Annotated in this window: 16 protein-coding genes; 9 read left to right on the forward strand and 7 right to left on the reverse strand. The window is 67.2% G+C overall.

Features of this window, described 5'->3' with window-relative positions; translation table 11 throughout:
• Position 1 precedes the first annotated feature (1 nt).
• Genes C7I55_RS13025 through C7I55_RS13040 form a run of 4 tightly spaced genes read left to right on the forward strand, consistent with a single transcriptional unit; the run spans position 2 to position 3,909 of the window.
• On the forward strand, positions 2-1,177 hold the full coding sequence (locus tag C7I55_RS13025) for a phosphoribosyltransferase domain-containing protein (RefSeq protein ID WP_233222199.1): 1,176 nt from the start codon (positions 2-4) through the stop codon (positions 1,175-1,177).
• A complete protein-coding gene (locus C7I55_RS13030; protein ID WP_233222200.1) occupies positions 1,155-1,898 on the forward strand; it encodes an HAD family hydrolase in 744 nt (247 codons plus the stop codon). The genes C7I55_RS13025 and C7I55_RS13030 overlap by 23 nt, the downstream gene beginning before the upstream one ends.
• Positions 1,895-3,013 (forward strand): cysteine protease StiP domain-containing protein, encoded by a 1,119-nt coding sequence (locus C7I55_RS13035; protein WP_106513420.1) that lies wholly within the window; start codon positions 1,895-1,897, stop codon positions 3,011-3,013. The genes C7I55_RS13030 and C7I55_RS13035 overlap by 4 nt, the downstream gene beginning before the upstream one ends.
• Positions 3,010-3,909: an HpcH/HpaI aldolase/citrate lyase family protein gene (locus tag C7I55_RS13040; protein WP_106513421.1), complete on the forward strand. Its 900-nt coding sequence runs from the start codon at positions 3,010-3,012 to the stop codon at positions 3,907-3,909. The genes C7I55_RS13035 and C7I55_RS13040 overlap by 4 nt, the downstream gene beginning before the upstream one ends.
• Before the next feature lie 15 nt (positions 3,910-3,924).
• Here the strand turns inward: C7I55_RS13040 and C7I55_RS13045 are convergent, their stop codons facing one another.
• Both C7I55_RS13045 and C7I55_RS13050 read right to left on the reverse strand, forming a co-directional pair.
• Positions 3,925-4,431 carry a hypothetical protein gene (locus C7I55_RS13045; RefSeq protein ID WP_106513422.1) on the reverse strand — a complete coding sequence of 169 codons (507 nt, stop codon included), beginning with the start codon at positions 4,429-4,431 and terminating at the stop codon, positions 3,925-3,927.
• Between the two features lie 73 nt (positions 4,432-4,504).
• On the reverse strand, positions 4,505-6,616 hold the full coding sequence (locus tag C7I55_RS13050) for a M13 family metallopeptidase (RefSeq protein ID WP_106513423.1): 2,112 nt from the start codon (positions 6,614-6,616) through the stop codon (positions 4,505-4,507).
• Between the two features lie 159 nt (positions 6,617-6,775).
• Between C7I55_RS13050 and C7I55_RS13055 the strand changes: the two genes are divergently transcribed.
• Positions 6,776-7,225, forward strand: coding sequence for a hypothetical protein (locus C7I55_RS13055; RefSeq protein ID WP_106513424.1), 450 nt, complete (start codon positions 6,776-6,778; stop codon positions 7,223-7,225).
• Between the two features lie 53 nt (positions 7,226-7,278).
• Positions 7,279-8,121 (forward strand): hypothetical protein, encoded by an 843-nt coding sequence (locus C7I55_RS13060; protein ID WP_106513425.1) that lies wholly within the window; start codon positions 7,279-7,281, stop codon positions 8,119-8,121.
• Between the two features lie 4 nt (positions 8,122-8,125).
• Here the strand turns inward: C7I55_RS13060 and purT are convergent, their stop codons facing one another.
• A complete protein-coding gene (gene purT, locus C7I55_RS13065) occupies positions 8,126-9,301 on the reverse strand; it encodes a formate-dependent phosphoribosylglycinamide formyltransferase (RefSeq protein WP_106513426.1) in 1,176 nt (391 codons plus the stop codon).
• Entirely contained in the window at positions 9,298-10,992 is a 1,695-nt protein-coding gene (locus C7I55_RS13070) for a M61 family metallopeptidase (protein WP_106513427.1), read from the reverse strand. Before C7I55_RS13070 ends, purT begins: the two co-directional genes overlap by 4 nt.
• Positions 10,993-11,141: 149 nt before the next feature.
• Between C7I55_RS13070 and C7I55_RS13075 the strand changes: the two genes are divergently transcribed.
• Entirely contained in the window at positions 11,142-12,206 is a 1,065-nt protein-coding gene (locus C7I55_RS13075; RefSeq protein WP_106513428.1) for an SDR family oxidoreductase, read from the forward strand.
• 3 nt (positions 12,207-12,209) lie between these two features.
• On the opposite strand, the gene C7I55_RS13080 is transcribed toward C7I55_RS13075, so the two are convergent.
• The gene (locus C7I55_RS13080) at positions 12,210-12,698 is read right to left on the reverse strand and encodes an HAD family hydrolase (protein WP_106513429.1); all 489 of its coding nucleotides are present in this window, start codon (positions 12,696-12,698) and stop codon (positions 12,210-12,212) included.
• Positions 12,695-13,111: a hypothetical protein gene (locus C7I55_RS13085; protein ID WP_106513430.1), complete on the reverse strand. Its 417-nt coding sequence runs from the start codon at positions 13,109-13,111 to the stop codon at positions 12,695-12,697. Before C7I55_RS13085 ends, C7I55_RS13080 begins: the two co-directional genes overlap by 4 nt.
• A 73-nt stretch (positions 13,112-13,184) precedes the next feature.
• On the opposite strand from C7I55_RS13085, the gene C7I55_RS29225 reads away from it, so the two are divergent.
• Complete coding sequence (locus tag C7I55_RS29225) at positions 13,185-13,313, forward strand: hypothetical protein (protein WP_269845212.1); 129 nt, start codon at positions 13,185-13,187, stop codon at positions 13,311-13,313.
• A 2-nt stretch (positions 13,314-13,315) separates the two neighbouring features.
• On the opposite strand, the gene glpD is transcribed toward C7I55_RS29225, so the two are convergent.
• Complete coding sequence (gene glpD / locus C7I55_RS13090; protein WP_106513431.1) at positions 13,316-14,758, reverse strand: glycerol-3-phosphate dehydrogenase; 1,443 nt, start codon at positions 14,756-14,758, stop codon at positions 13,316-13,318.
• A 55-nt stretch (positions 14,759-14,813) separates the two neighbouring features.
• Here glpD and C7I55_RS13095 point away from each other — a divergent pair, with 55 nt between their 5' ends.
• Complete coding sequence (locus C7I55_RS13095; RefSeq protein ID WP_106513432.1) at positions 14,814-16,280, forward strand: FGGY family carbohydrate kinase; 1,467 nt, start codon at positions 14,814-14,816, stop codon at positions 16,278-16,280.
• The last annotated feature ends 46 nt before the right edge of the window (positions 16,281-16,326 follow it).

Consider the following 16,326-nt stretch of genomic DNA (forward strand, 5'->3'; position numbering starts at 1 on the left):
GGTGTCATCGCGCGAAGCGACCCGATCGGCGCAGCGCTCGAGCCTGACCGAGATTTCGCTGCGTTCCGGCACCTTGCTTGTGTCGTGCGCCGAGGTCGCCGGCGACTGGCCCCTTGATCGGCTCTGCGGCTTCGCAAGCCGGCGCAATCCCAAGCGCGGCTTTCTGATCGTCTCGAAGGTGCTTGGTCGGCACATTCCGGCAAAGCCCACCGAGATGCGGGCGGCGGCACGCGCGCTTGCAGCGCGGATCCCGGCGGATCTGCCGCAGCCGACGCTGGTGATCGGGCTGGCCGAGACAGCAGTTGGGCTTGGTCAAACCCTCTTTGCCGAGATGCTCGCCGCCGGCCGGGAGGCTGCCTACCTTCCGACGACGCGGCAGCGCGTCGCCGAGCCGCTCCTGTGCCGTTTCGAGGAGCCGCACAGCCACGCCTCGGCTCATCTCCTTTACCGGCCCGCGCAGATCGATCTCGGCCGCATGGCCTCGCTCGTCCTGGTCGACGACGAAGTTTCGACCGGCACCACATTGTCCAACTTGGCATCGGCACTGATCCCATCGCTTCCGGCCTGTCGGGAAATCGTCGTCGCGACCTTGACGGATTGGTCGGGCAGCGGGGCCTGGCTCGAGCGCATGCCGCGTCCGGCACGATGCGTTGCCCTGTTGCATGGCCGTCTGGGATGGGAGCCTGGACCCAGGCTGACCGACGATGCCCATTTTGCCGCGTTCGACGACGAAGCCGCGACGCTCGGGACTTTACCGAATGCCGGGCCATTCGGACGGACCGGCACGCGGACGGCGTGCGACTTCTCGCTTCCGGATGCGCTGGCCCTGGGTCTGCCCCATGGCGCGGCACTCAGGATCGTCGGCACCGGCGAGTTCACCTACCCGCCGTTCCTGGTTGCCGAGCGATTGGAGCAGGCCGGCCACGACGTCGTCGTGCAGGCCACCAGCCGGAGCCCGGTCTATCTCGGCGGAGCCATTGCCTCCGCTCTGTGCTTCGGCGACAATTACGGGACCGGCGTTCCCAATTATCTGTACAATGCCGCAGGGGAGGACGGACGGGTTTCGCTGATTTGTCACGAAACTCCGCCACACAGCATCGACCACCGCCTCGTCGATGCGCTCTGCGGTACCACCGTCCACTTCGGAGGAGCCATTGCGGCCGATCGCACTCGTTGATCTCGACGACACTCTCTTCCAGACTTTGCGAAAGTGTCCGCCCGGGATGCCCCACGAGGTGCTGACGCCGCTCGGTTTTGCACGCGACGGGTCCGCGCTGAGCTATGCGACACCGCGTCAGGTCGCCTTTCTGTCGTGGCTTTCGACGACGGCTTTGCTGGTGCCCGTCACGGCACGCAGCCGGAACGCGCTCGATCGCGTCCGCATCGAGTGGCGCTACGCCGTCTGTGCGCATGGCGGAGTTGTCATTCACCAGGACGGAAGGCATGATCCGATCTGGGCGGAGCGCATGGCGACCGAAGCCGCCGCCTACCGCACTGCGCTCGACGGACTCACACGCCGCGCCGAGCGCGAAGCCGGTCCCGTGCCGCTTTCGATCCGGGTGGTCGAGGAGGACGGAACGCCTCTCTATCTCCTGCTCAAGCACCAGGAGGCGGATGCCGACGCGCTCGCGGCGGCCGTCGCCCGGATAGCACCGGACGTGCCGGCGGGCTGGACGGTCCACGTGAACGGCAACAATGCCGCGTTCATGCCGCCGTTCCTTGGCAAGCAGCACGCCGTCGAATGGCTGCTGCCGACGCTCCGCCGAGAATCCCCCGATGCGCCGACGATCGGCATCGGCGACAGCATCACCGATGCACCTTTCATGCGCTTGTGCGACTTTGCGATGACTCCGCCCGGCTCGCAGCTTGCCGGCCAGATCCTGGCGCGTGCCGCATGATGGCCAGCGCAGTGGCCTTGCCTGCGCGAGCATTCTCGGGGAGCTATTCTCCCGAGGATGTCACCTTCCTCTTGAAGCCGGTCAGTCTGCTGCCGACCGACATCCTCCACAAGGAAAAGGCGATCCAGAGCGGCCGCCGCCATTACTCGGAAATGCTGTCCGCCGAAGCCGTTCCGGACGCGGCCTATCTGGAACTGTTCGAAGCGGCACTGCGCCGAAACAGTGCTCGGCTCGCGCACGATGTCGCACGCCTTGCGGACGCCATTGCGGCAGCCGCGCGGCCGGGACAGGAGATCGTGCTCGTCTCTCTGGCCAGGGCCGGAACGCCGATCGGGATCCTGCTTCGGCGCAGCCTCCGGCGGCGGGGGATCGCCGCCGTCCATTACTCGGTCAGCATCATCCGCGATCGCGGAATCGACATGGCGGCGCTTGGCTGGATTGCGGAGCGTCACGATCCGGCAAGCGCTGTGTTCGTCGACGGGTGGACCGGAAAGGGGGCTATCGCGGGTGAGCTCCATCGCAGCCTGGCCGATCGGCCGTTCGGGTTTGTGCCGCGTCTTGCGGTAATTGCCGACCCGGCCGGACGCGCGGATCTCGCCGCAACCGAGGAAGATTACCTCATCCCTTCCGGATTGCTGAACGCGGTCGTTTCGGGATTGGTCAGTCGATCGATCCTGAACGACGAGCTTGTCGCTCCCGGCGACTTCCACGCCTGCGTCTCCTACGCCGAATTCGCTTCGATCGATCGATCGCGGCCTTTCGTCGACGCGATCGACGCTGCGCATCCTCACGTTGCGCCCGCCTTATTCTCGCGCTCGGCCGATGCGCGGAAGGCAACGGCACGCCGTTGCGACAAGGTGATCGGCGAAATCATGGCGGTCTGGAATGTCCGCGATCGCAACCGGATCAAACCAGGTATCGCCGAGGCGACGCGGGTATTTCTCCGGCGGGTTCCGGAACGATTGTTGCTGCGGGACCCGGGGGAGCCGGATGTCGCCCACCTCCTCCATCTCGCCCGGCGCGGGAACGTCGCGATCGCGAGAATGCCTGCGGCATCGCCGTTTCAGGCAGCCGTCATCATCCGCGCGCTCGCGACCGAGGAGGAAGGGCAATGAGGGATGCCACGTCGCTAGGAGCGACGCTGTATCTGCCGACGACGCGGCGTGATCTCGGCCCGATCGTCTCGGGCACCCGCTATCCGGAACTCCGGTCGGCCGTTCTTTGTCTCGAGGATTCGGTGAGGCCCGATGATCTCCCGGCGGCGATGGCGAATCTGGCCGCGTTGCTTCCGACGATCGATCCGTCGGGGCATGGTCCGCGCCTGTTCGTCAGGCCTCGCGATCCGGCAATGCTGGCGCGCATTCTGCAGATGCCCGGCATCGAGCGGATCGAAGGGTTCGTGGTCCCCAAGGCAACGGCCGACTCTTTTCCCGCCTATCTGCATCTCCTGGCCAACCACACGCACATGCTGATGCCGACACTGGAAACGCGTGAGATGTTCGATCTCGATCAGGTGCGGCGTCTGCGTGATCAATTGGTGGGCGTTCAGGGCCGCATCCTGGCCGTTCGGATCGGAGGAAACGATCTCCTCCAGCAGATCGGCGCCCGCCGCTCGCTCGAGCGAACGCTCTACGAGGGGCCGCTTGCCGCAACCATCGGCGCGCTGGTGGCGGCGTTCGCGCCGTTCGGCTTCGCCCTTTCCGCGCCGGTTCTCGAACATTTCGCCTGCCACGATCTGCTTCGCCGCGAGGTTGCCCGCGACGTCGAGCACGGCTTGCTGACCAAGACGGCGATCCACCCCGATCAGGTGGCGATCATCCATGACGGCTATCGCGTCGAACCCTCCGAGCTCGCCGAGGCGCGCGCGATGCTCGCGGCGGACAGTCCCGCCGTGTTCGCACTCTCGGGATCGATGTGCGAGCCGGCGACCCATCGCCGCTGGGCGCAGAGCATCCTGAGACGCGCCGAATGCTTCGGCATCCGCCACGATCCGCTCGCAGCGGTCATCTGAGCAGCGGGCCCCGCGTTAGTCGAACGGCGAGTCCGACGATCCGTACCGCATGTCGATGAAGCGCATGTTCTCGGCGAAGGCATTGAGCTGACCGCGTGCGAGCATCGATGAGATCTCGCGCAGCCTGCCGGTCATCCGATCGAGCCGCTCGTTGAGCAGGAAGCTCGCCGACCGGCCCGTTTCCCGGAAGATCTCGGAACGATGCTCCGGCGGGATGTCGATATAGGATTGGAGCAACTTGGGCAGGTGCGCAGCCTTGATCCGCTGCAACTCGGTGAGCTCCTCGATCAAGCCGCGAGCCGATGCGCGCGTCTCCAGATCGGCGAGGAGCGTGCGGATCTGGCGAACCCGCTCGAGCGAGGATTCCGGGATCCGCTCATCCTCGAACAGCGGATCCGGGACGGTATCGACCCCGTTCGTAACCGGTGTCGGCGGGCCGGGCGGCGAGGCGATCGGCGATGCGGGTGCCCCGGCAAGGCCGAGACTGCTCAAGAATCTGTCCCAGAAGCTCAACTTCGCCATCGATGCTCTCTCTAGAGAAGCTGGTGCGGAAGAAAAAGGGGCCGCGGAGGTGGGAAGTCCGCGGCCCAAAGACCTACCAGATGCGGACCCGGTCCGCAGGGGCGATGTAAAGCTTGTCGCCGGGCTGGACGTTGAACGCTTCGTACCAGGCATCGATGTTGCGCAACGGCGCGAAGGCACGGATCATGCCCGGCGAGTGCGGATCGCTGACCAGCTGCTGGCGCAGCGCTTCGTCGCGGAACAGCGTCCGCCAGACCTGACCCCAGCCGAGGAACACCCGCTGATCTCCGGTGAAGCCGTCGAGCACCGGCGCCGGCTGACCGCCGAGCGACGCGCGATAGGCTTCGAGGCCCAGCGTGATGCCGCCGAGATCGCCGATATTCTCTCCCATCGAAGCACGCCCGTTGATGTGGACGCCGGGCAGGTTCGGGAAGGTATAAGCTTCATACTGCGCGCCGAACTTCGCCGCCTGCGCGTCGAACTTCGCGGCATCTTCTGCCGTCCACCAGTCGCGGAGCACGCCGTTGCCGTCGGACTTGCGGCCCTGGTCGTCGAAGCCGTGGATGATCTCGTGGCCGATGACCCCGCCGATGCCGCCATAATTGATCGCCGGATCGGCGTCCGGATCGAAGAAGGGCGGCTGCAGGATGGCGGCCGGAAACACGATCTCGTTCTTCACCGAGTTGTAATAGGCATTCACCGTCTGTGGGGTCATGCCCCACTCGGCTTCGTCGACCTTCTGGGCGATGCGGTTGCGCCGGTAATCCCATTCGAACCCGCTGGCACGCTCGACATTGCCGGTCAGGTCGCCCGGGACGATCGTCAGCGCCGAATAATCCCGCCATTTGTCGGGATAGCCGATCTTGACGTTGAACCCTTCGAGCTTCTTCAGCGCCTCCTGCTTGGTGGCGGGTCCCATCCAGTCGAGCCGCTCCAGGCGGCCGCGAAGGGCAGTGCGAAGATTGACGACCAGCGCGTCCATCTTCGCCTTCGATTCCGGTGGGAAATAGAGGGCGACGTAATCGCGGCCGATCGCCTCGCCCATCGCATTCTCGGCGATGGCCACGCCCCGCTTCCACCGGTCGCGCTGTTGCGGCTGCCCGTTGAGGAACTTGCTCCGGAACTCGAATTGAGCGTCGACGAAGCGTTTGGACAGCAAGGGCGCGACATCGTCGGCGGTGTGGAAGACCTGCCACGCCTTCAAGCTCTGCAGGTCGGCATCGCCGAAGATTTTCGCGAGCTTGGGAAAGGCGGTGTTCTGCGCAACGATGGCCCGCTCGGCGACACCGACGCCGGCAGCCTCGAGGAAGGTCGACCATGGGAAGCCGGGAGCCTGTGCCTGGAGATCGGCAAGGGTCATCGGGTTGTAGGTCTTGTCCCGATTGCGGCTTTCGGCGCGGGTCCAATGCGCCTCGGCGATCCGGGTCTCGAGCGCCATGATCTCGCGGGCCGAGGATGCCGGGGTGGGCCAGCCCGCCATTTCGAGCATCTGCTGGACGTAGGCGACGTAGCGGTCGCGCTGCGGCTTGAACTTGGCATCGAGGTAGAGATCGCGGTCGCCGAGGCCGAGGCCCGACTGCCGGAGATAGAGGGTGTAGATGTCGGGCTGCTTGGCATCGTCGGAGACGCCCGGACCGAAGAAGGAGCTCCCGAAGCCGCCGACCGCGCGGCCCATCAGGCGGGCGATGTCGTCCTTGCTCTTCGCCTGATAGACAGGCGCGAGACGGTTGAGCAGCGGGATTGCGTCCTGCCGCTCGATCGCCGCTTCGTCCATGAACGCCTGGTAGAGGCTGGCGATCTTGGCCTGATCGCCCCCGGCCTCGGCGCGATAGCCTTCGACCAGGCCACGCAGCCGTGCTTCGGAAAGGTCGCGGAGCACCGCAAAGGCGCCGAACGAGGACCGATCGGCAGGGATCGTGTTGGTCTTCGCCCAATTGCCGTTGACGAAGGCATTGAAGTCGTCGCCGGGGTTGACGCTCCGATCCATGCCGGCCGTGTCGAGCCCCCAGCTGCCGTAGCGAACCGCCTGAACGGTCGCGGCACCGCCGCCGGCCTCGCTCTGGCTCCCGAACAGCGTCTGTACCGTGCAGCTTTCGTCGACGCAGTCATGCTGATCGTGGGCCCTGGCAGGTGCACCGGACGCAAGCGCGAGCAACGACGCGGCGAGAACGAGGTTCTTCTTCATCAAGGCGTCTCCAAAAGTCTTTGGAATCAGTCGCTTCGGGTCCGAAGCGCGCATTCGGCGAATGTAGAAGGCCCGGTTGCACGGCGCAATCGAAACTGCGCGTTGTCACCATGTCGAACAGGCGGCGACAAGCCACGGCTTAGGCGTTAGGGAGGCGCGATGAGCAAGTCAGCAACCGATCTGATGCAGGAGATCATCTTCTCCGCCGTCCTCGATGTCATCGCCGCGTTGAAGGCCTCGTCCAAGGGGCTTCCCAACACGCTTTTGCGCGATCTCAACGCCATTCATCAGAACACGACCTTTGCCGATCTGCCGAAGGAATTGCAGACCGCCATTTCGGCGAGCGTGTCCGCCTCCTTCTCCCGGCTTCTCAAGGAAGGCTATGCCGTTGCGCCGCGTGACGCTGCCTCTGCACGCCCGATGCAGGCCCGTGGCGATGTGCCGCGTGGTCCCCGCGGCGACGGTCCACCGCGCGGGCCGCGTGGCGATGGTCCGCCTCGCGGCGGACGGCGCGACGACCGCCCCGGCGGCCCGCGCCGAGACCGGCCGGAGGGCCGCACCGGCGAGAGGACCGGGCCGCGCCCACCGCGCAAGCCACCGGCGCGCTGATCCCGGATTTCCTTTTGCTGCGGATGGTCTAAGCTCCTCGACAGGGGGGGGCCATGGTTCGACCTGTTTCCTTTTTGCTCTTATGCCTCGCCGTTGTTTTCGCGGCGCCGCTCGGTGCGCAAGGTGCCGACATCCAGGCGAAGCTCGAACGTGCCGGCCGCCTCGCGTCTATGGCCAACGATGCCGGCCTCCGCGGTGACCGCAACGCCGAGATCGGGTTCTACCAGAAGTCGGTGAAGCTGCTCGACGAAGTGGTTGCCGCGAATTCCAACCCGAGTGCGGAAATCGTCTTTGGCCGCCGCGAGATCCAGCTCTCGCTCGGTGACGCATTCCTGGCCGACAAGAAGCCGAGACTTGCCGTCGATGTCTTCGGTCCGATGGCGTCCGAGATTGCCGGCCCTTCCGCGTCGATCCCGGCCGATCGCGGAACGCGCCTCCACCTGGCGCGAGCGCTTCGCGGCCTCTGGTATTCGGCCTTTCTGGCCGGCGATTATGCCCGTGCCCGCGCGACGCTCCCAAGGCTGATCGCGGTCGGCCGCGCGATGCAGGCAGAGGAGCCGACGAACAGCTATCTGACGCGGCGGCTTGCCGAAGACCTGCAGGGCGAAACCTTCTTCCGCTGGGTCCTGCAGGACGAGGCCGGCAGCCGCGAGACCGCCCGCGAGACGCTCGCTCTGTTCCGCAGCCTCGCCGAGGCCAACCCTGGCAGCGACGAGGCGATGCGCAGCCATTTCCTCTGGGCCTATGGCGCCGCCGAACTTCACGGCGACGACATAGCCCTGTGGCGGGAAGCGCTGGTCGTCGGCGACCAACTTGTCGCGCGCAGGGCAATGAAGGCCGAGCATCGGCCCTATCTCGATGCGGCGCGGGCCAGGATGGAAAAGGCCGGCGGCTAGCGCCTCAACCGTAGCGGATGCGAACCTTGCCCGCCGCCTCGGCGGCAAGGGTACGGGCGTCATCCGATGTCGCGCCGCTGGCCAGCGCAACCGCCATTCGGCGATAGGGTCGGGTTACCGGCTTGCCGAAAACTCTCACGTCGACCTCGGCGCCTTCGCGCCCGAGCGCGAGGGCTTCCGCGACGCCTTCGAAGGCGAAGCTGTCCGAGTCGCGGTCGGCGAGGATCACGGTCGAGGCAGCCGCCGGATGGCGCATGGTCAGCACGGGGATCGGCAGGCCGAGCACGGCGCGGGCATGCAGATCGAATTCGGAGAGGTTCTGCGAGATCAGCGTCACCATGCCGGTGTCGTGCGGCCTCGGCGACAGTTCGGAGAAGATGACCTCGTCGCCCTTCACGAAGAACTCGACTCCGAACAGGCCGTAGCCGCCGAGATCGTCGACGACCTTGCGCGCCATCTCTTCCGCCGAGGCGAGCGCTGCGGCGGACATTGGGGTGGGCTGCCAGCTTTCCTGATAGTCGCCCCGTTCCTGGCGATGCCCGATCGGCGGGCAGAACAATACGCCCCCGCGGGTGCGGACGGTGAGCAGGGTGATCTCATAGTCGAAGCGGATAAACTCCTCGACGATCACCCGCACACGGTCGCCGCGCATTCCCGCGACGGCATAGTCCCAGGCGCGGCGCAGATCCTCCGGGCGCTCGATCGTGCTCTGGCCTTTCCCGGACGAGGACATGACCGGCTTCATCACGCAAGGGTAGCCGGCATGTTCGGCGGCTGCCGCGGCTTCCTCGAAGCTGCCGGCGAAGCGATAGCGCGACGTCCGGAGGCCGAGTGCGCCGGCGGCGAGTTCGCGGATGCTGTCGCGGTTCATCGTCATCTGGGTGGCGCGGGCGGACGGCACGACCACGTTGCCCGCCGCTTCGACCTCGGCGAGGATCTCCGTGCGGATGGCCTCCACTTCCGGCACGATGAAATCCGGCCGATGTCGCGCGATTGCTTCGCGGAGACGGTCGGCGTCGAGCATCGAGAAGATCTCGGCCTCGTCCGATACCTGCATCGCCGGTGCGCCGGCATAGGAATCGCAGGCGATCACATAGACGCCGAGGCGCTTGGCGGAGATTGCGAATTCCTTGCCGAGCTCGCCCGATCCGAGCAGCAATATGCGTGCGGTGAAGCTCATCGCGTGCTCTTCACGCCGGCGTTGCAACCAAGATCCTTCTCGCGGCCGTCAAGCTCCAGACGCTGCACCTCGAACTCCTTCTTTCCTTCCGGCAAATAGCGCAGCACGCGCTCCCCGCCCTCGTCGGCGACCCGATAGGCGATCTCGGTGCGCGAGTCTCCGATCTTGCCGGCCTCGCGGGCGATCAGTCGCATGCCGTCGCGCATTCCGGCGGCAAAGGCCGGGCCGTCCTTGACGACTCCCGCGATTACGCCGTTCGCCAGCCGGGTCGCCTCGGCATCGTAGCCGCGATCGAACTCCTTGCGTTGTTCGCGGATGATCCGAGTGCAGGCGCCGAACAGACCGTCGGAGAGCAGCAGGGGTGCGCCGTCCTGTGCCTGTGCGACCAGCGGATCGAGCGGGATCGCGGTGCGTGCGCGGAGCGTCTCGCGGAACAGGTCGGTGGCACGCGCGCTGCTGCCCTTCGCCGCCTCGCGCTGAGCGCGGAGCACGGTGTCGAGGCTCTCCGTCCCCGCCGAGCCGACGGCGATCTCGGCGTCGAGGATAGTCGCCAGCAGGTGCCCGCGGTCGTAGCTCACCTGCTGCAGCGCCGGATCCTCCCAGAACCGCGCGACGATATCCGAAGCGGGCGCATTCCTGGCCGACGACGTGCCGTAGCGAAGCAGGGTCTCGTTCTTGTCGGCCACATAGTCCTCGGCGCTCCACAGCCCGGAGCGCAGCAGGACTTTGGAGGCGAGATAATCGGTGAAGCCCTCGCTGAACCAGTAATCGGCGGCCTCCTTGTCCTCGGGCAGCCCGCCAAGGGCGTTCGGCATCCAGCCGTGCATATATTCGTGCGCGAGCAGCCGCTTGGCCTGCTTGAGCTCGAAGCCGGTCGTCGCCGCGATCGAGAATCCGTCGGTGCGGCCGGTTCCCCTGACGCTGAGCCCCGATGAAGGTGTGCCGGTCGGCGCGAGCGCGACGAAATAGGGGGTGCTCCGGTCTCCCCAATAATCGTCCTCGGCCCGGATGATCGGCACGATCGTATCGGCGAGCGCGTCGGGCGTGAACGTCCAGCGGCCGAGGGTCGCAAGCCGGAACGGAGCGCCGTCGATGTCGCGTTCCACCATCGTCAGCCCGGCGCCGCCGATCGCCACGCTGTCGATCAGATTGGCGACGGTGGTGCGCTTGCCCTTCCAGTGATCGAGATCGGAGGCGACCGACCACCGTTTCGGGAGCTTGCCCCAGCGAAACCGCGCCGGCGCCGAATCCCTGCCCTTGGGGGAGGCGAACACGCCATTGCCGTGCCAGAAGAACCAGTCGGATCGGACGAGCGGCCGGGCTTTCTCATAGTCGAAGCCCGGATCCTCCTGCCACGCGGACTGGACATGGTAGACGACACGGATCTTCGCCCCGGGGCGGTGATGGATGATCGGCCTGTCGTAATAGCCGCCAAGACTGTCGGCGCCGTGAATCTCCAGGCCGGCGATCTGGCGCCACAGCTCGCGCGATCCTGCCCATTCGCTCGGAAGCTCCAGCACGGTCTCGCCGTCGCTGTCGCCGCGAAAGCGCATCTCGACCTCGAACGCGGGGATCCCGTCGAACCAGAAGCCCGGCGTGACCTGGTAGCGGATGGTTTTTTCTTCAGGCGCCTTGAACGCGCAGAGCAGAAGAGCAGTGGCAGCGAACGCGAAGCGGGCGGAACGGATCACAAACTTCTCCAGATTCGCGTGATACTCTATATCATCATAAGCGCGCGGCAAGGCGCGGACGTGCCGTAAACGCGATATGCCGACGAACGCCTCCGCGTCTCGCACGTTGAACCCGGCGAACCTTGCTTTGCAAATGTCCGGAGATCCGCATGGCCCTGTCGCTCAAGCCCCTCGATCAGCAAGTCATCGTCATCACCGGTGCCTCCAGCGGCATCGGCCTCGCGACCGCCAAGGCGGCGGCGGCGGCGGGCGCCACGGTGGTGCTCGCTGCGCGGACCCGCGAAGCGCTCGCGGGTGCGATCGACCAGATCAAATATGCGGGCGGGCAGGGCATCTTCGTCGTCGCAGACGTCACGCGGCGAGAGGATCTGGAGAACCTCGCCCGCCGGGCGATGGAGGACTATGGCCGGATCGACACCTGGGTGAACAATGCCGGAGTCGGCATCTGGGGGCGCCTCGACGAGGTCAGCGACGCCGACAGGCGGCAGCTGTTCGAAACCAATTTCTGGGGAATGGTCTACGGCTCTGAAATCGCGGTGGAACATCTGCGCAGGACCGGCGGTGCACTGATCAACGTCGGCAGCGTCGCCTCCGACGTCGCGCTGCCGCTTCAGGGCATCTATTCGGCCAGCAAGCATGCGGTGCAGGGCTTCACCAATGCGCTGCGGATGGAGCTCGCCGCCGACCGGGCACCGGTGTCGGTAACCCTGATCAAGCCGGCGTCGATCGGCACGCCGATGCCGCAGCACGTCAAGAACTATACCGATCGCGAGGCGCGCTTTCCGCCGCCCATCTACAAGCCGGAGGAGGTCGCCGCAGCGATCCTGCGCGCGGCCGCCCATCCGACCCGCCAGCTTTATGTCGGCGGTGCGGCGCGCAGCTTGAGCGCGCTCAGCCGCCAGGCTCCGCTGCTGATGGATTGGCTCGGAGCCAACATCCTGCTGCCGCTGCAGGTCGGCAAGCAGCCGGCAACCCCGACCGACAATCTCGACCAGGGTCGTGCGGAGGCGCAGATCTACGGCGACCATCAGGGCAGCATGATCCGGCCGAGCGCCTATACACGGGCGGCGACCAATCCCGGCGTCACCCTCGGCGCGGCGGGTGCGGCCGCGGCGCTAGGCGCCGGCCTGTTCCTGTGGAGCCGTCGCGGCGGCGGCGACCGCGCCGCCGGCGAGGTCAGCACCGAGGAGGAGGTGCAGGCCCATCCGAGCTGATGCTCAGGAGGCGGCCGGCGTTCGCAGGTCGAAATAGTCGGCGAGCCGGGCAAGGGTACCCGGCACGTTCCGGTGGTGGAGGAAGATGCCGCCCATCTCCTCCCACCGCTCGGCGTGGCGAAGCTGGTCGTCGACCAGCACGTCGCCCGGCTTGCCATGGTCGCGCTTGTTGCGCGCCATCGTCGTGATGATCCGCGTGCCGGGGAAGTAGTGCGCCGCCCAGCGGACTTTCTGGTCCGCCGCCCAATTGCCCCGCGGCAGGCCGGTGAGGATGATCGGATCGAGGTGGCGCACGGCTTCGAACAGCGCGGTCGCGCCGTCGAGCAGCGGCAGGCCGAAATAGAAATCCGGCGCGGTGGCGAGCTTCGCCCAGAAGCGGCCGAGGCCGTGGCGCTGCTCGAACGCCTTGGGCGGCATTCCGAGGATCGCCGTCGCGCCCTGGTCGAAATCGGCAAGGACTCCGTCGCAGTCGAGGAAGAGCTGGCGCTTCATCGGCCGAGATAAGCGGGCAGCAATTGGACCGGCATCGGCAGGTCGAACCGTTCCCACTTGCCGGCGCGCAGGACGTCGTTCGACTCCACGGCCCGGCGTCCGTCGGCGAGCGACCAGGTGATGTGGTAGGTCGAGCCATCGGGTCGGTCGGTGGTGCCGGCAATGCTGACCACCAACGCCTCGACGCCCTTGCCGTCGTCGATCCTACCGACGATCTCGCCCACCGTCTCGTCGGGAAGCGGCGCGTGGGCGGACACCCTGGCGCTCAACGTCACGTGATCGGCGACGACGTTCCTGAAGAGGGGCGGGAATTGCTGGAGCAATTCCTTGCGCTGGCTGCGGTCGAGCCGCCATCCGGTGATCGCGTCGCCATGCCCGGCCTGTGCATGGGCCTGTTGTGCCGTCGGTGCCATGCCCCCGGAAACGGAGCGCCTGCGGAGCGGGTTCCCGCCTGATGCGTTCGAAGCGCAGCCAAGGAGCAGAAAGATGGACCGCGAGCACGAAGACCTTCCGTCCAACGACAACAAGAAGATCGCCGAGGAAGGCGAGAGGAACCGCAAGCAGATGGACGACGTGCCCGCACCCGGTACGGACCCGCTGCACGAGGGACCGTGACCTCAGGCTTTGGCCCGAATCCAGACGTCCACCGCACGCCGCTCCGCCTCGTCCATGTCGAGGCCGAGCTTGGTCCGCCGCCAGAGCACGTCCTCAGCGGTGCGCGCGAATTCGTGATCGCGCAAGTAACGCAGCTCCGCTTCGTACAGCCCCGCCCCGAAATGGCGTCCGAGATCCTCCAGTCGTGTCGCATCGCCGACGATATCGCGCAGCCGCGTACCGTAGGCGTGGGACAAGCGCGCCACCATCGGCTGCGGCATCCAGGCGGAGAGGTTTTCGAGCCAGTCGAGGAAGGCGGGGGTGAGATCGCCGCCCGGCAGTGACAGCCAGGCGGTCGAGCGCCGCCCGTCGATGCCCAGCCGGTCGAGCGCTTCCTCGGCCAGCGCCCGCGATGTGGTGATCTTGCCGCCGAACACCGAGAGCAGTTTCGGCCCGGGCGCGTCGTCGAGCTCGAGATGGTAATCGCGGGTTACCACCGAGGCTTCGGCGGCGCCGTCGTCGAACAGGGCGCGCACCCCCGAATAGCTCCAGACGATGTCGCAGGGCGCGTCCTGGCGCGCGAAATAGCGGTCGGTCGCCTCGCACAGATAGCGTTTCTCCTCGCCCGTGATCGCCGCATCTTCGGGCCGCTCGACCGGCACGTCGGTGGTTCCGATCAGGGTGAAGCGGCCGTGGAACGGCAAGGCGAAGACGATGCGGCGGTCCGGCTGCTGGAGGATGTAGGCATGATCGCCCTCCCACAAAGCCGGCACGACGATGTGACTGCCCTTGACCAGCCGCACCCGGCTGCGGCTGTCGCTGGCGAGGCGGGGAAGGGTGGCGGCGACCCATGGACCGGCCGCGTTGACGATCGCCGTGGCGGTGACCGAACGCTCGCCGGAGAGCTGGACGCGCCAGCCGTCGCGCTCGCGGGCGGCGGACAGGAACTCCGTCCGGGTGGCGATCTCCGCGCCAAGCTCGGCGGCGGCGACGGCGTTCAGCACCACCAGCCGCGAATCGTCCACCCAGGCATCCCAATAGGAGAGCAGCGGGAAGGGGCGGGCCAGGGGTGTCCGGATCGCGCGGTCGCGGGCCGACACGCCGCCGGACCGCGGCAACCCCCCGCGGAGCGAGAAGAGGTCGTAGAGCAACAGGCCCGCGCGCAGCAGCCAGTGCGGCCGCATGCCCTTGAGCTGGGGGAGGACGAAGCGCAGCGGCCGGACGATATGCGGCGCGATCCGGAGCAGGATCGCCCGTTCCTTCAGCCCCTCGCGCACCAGCCGGAATTGGCCATGTTCGAGATAGCGCAGGCCGCCGTGGATCAGCTTCGACGAGGCCGAGGAGGTGTGGCCGGCGAGATCGTCCTTCTCGACCAGCAGCACCCTGGCCCCACGGATCGCGGCATCCCGCGCGATCGCGGTTCCGTTGATCCCGCCGCCGATGATGAGAAGGTCGAAACTGTCCATCGCCGCCTTGCAGACTAGAGGTTCGGGCAGCCATAGTCGATGAAAAGGAGACGCCATGGACCTGCTCGTCATCGACGAAGGCACAACCAGCACGCGCGCCATGCTGTTCGGCGCAGACGGCCTCTGCCGCGGCGCCGAGCAGCAGGATATCGTCCAGCATCATCCCGGGCCGGGCCTTGTCGAACATGATGCCGAGGAGATCTGGACCAAGAGCCTGGCCTGCGCCCGCACCCTGATCGACGAGAAAGGCGGTGCCGGCCGGCTCCGCGCGATCGGGATCACCAACCAGCGCGAGACGATCGTCTTCTGGAGCCGGCGTACGGGCCGGGCGCTCGCCCCCGCCATCGTCTGGCAGGACCGGCGAACGGCCGAAGCCTGCGCACGGCTCAAGGAGGAGGGGCGGGAGCCATTCGTCCAGGCCAAGACAGGCCTGCTGCTCGATCCCTATTTCAGCGCCTCCAAGATCGCCTGGGCGCTGGAGCACTGGCCGCAGCTGCGCGAGGCCGGCGACGATCTGTGCATCGGCACGGTCGAGAGCTACCTCGTCTTCCGCCTCACCGGCGGGCTCCACGTCTCCGACGCGACAAACGCCTCGCGCACCGCGCTGATGGACATCGCGAGCGGTCGCTGGGACGACGATCTGCTCGATCTCTGGGGCGTGCCGCGCAGCGCTTTGCCGGAGATCGTCGACTGCGCCGGTCCGCTCGCCGAGACACTGTCCGGGCATTTCGGCCAGCCGATCGCGATCGCCGGTCTTGCCGGTGACCAGCAGGCGGCGGCGATCGGCCAGGCCTGCCTCAGGCCCGGCGACACCAAGGGCACCTACGGCACCGGCGCCTTCATCCTCACCCACACCGGCGCCGAGCTCCGCCCGAGCCGCCACCGCTTGCTCTCTACCGTGGCCTGGCAGCTCGGCGGGGAGCGGCGCTATGCGATCGAGGGCTCGGTGTTCGTCGCCGGAAGCCTGATCCAGTGGCTCCGCGACAGCCTCGGCCTGCTCGCCTGCGCAAGCGAGAGCGAAAGCCTGGCGCGCTCGGTGCCCGACAATGGCGGCGTCTACCTCGTGCCCGCGCTCTCCGGCCTCGGCGCGCCTTATTGGCGGCCGGACGCGCTGGCGGCGATCTCCGGCCTTTCCTTTTCCGCCGGGCACGCCCACATCGCCCGCGCCGCGCTGGAGGCGATGGCGCATCAGACCCACGATCTGATGACCGCCTTCGCCGGCGACGGCGCCGCCTGGGAATGCCTCAAGGTCGACGGCGGCATGATCGGCAACGACTGGGTCGCCCAGGACCTCGCCGACATGCTCGATCTCGCCGTCGAGCGCCCGCATTTCGTCGAGACCACCGCGCTCGGCGCGGCGATGCTGGCGGGCGTCGGCTGCGGCCTGTTCGGATCGCTCGGGGAGGCGGCGTCGATGCGCGGCGCGGTCGAGCGCTTCACCCCGGCACTGGACGGCGATGCACGCCGTGCGCGCCTCGCCGGCTGGCAAGACGCGGTGGAGCGAGTCATCCGCAGCGACTGAGCAGACGGCTCCACCCAATCTTTACCCTTTGCCTTTAGCCCGGGCG

Source organism: Allosphingosinicella deserti (assembly GCF_003012735.1).
Classification (GTDB): Bacteria; Pseudomonadota; Alphaproteobacteria; order Sphingomonadales; family Sphingomonadaceae; genus Allosphingosinicella; species Allosphingosinicella deserti.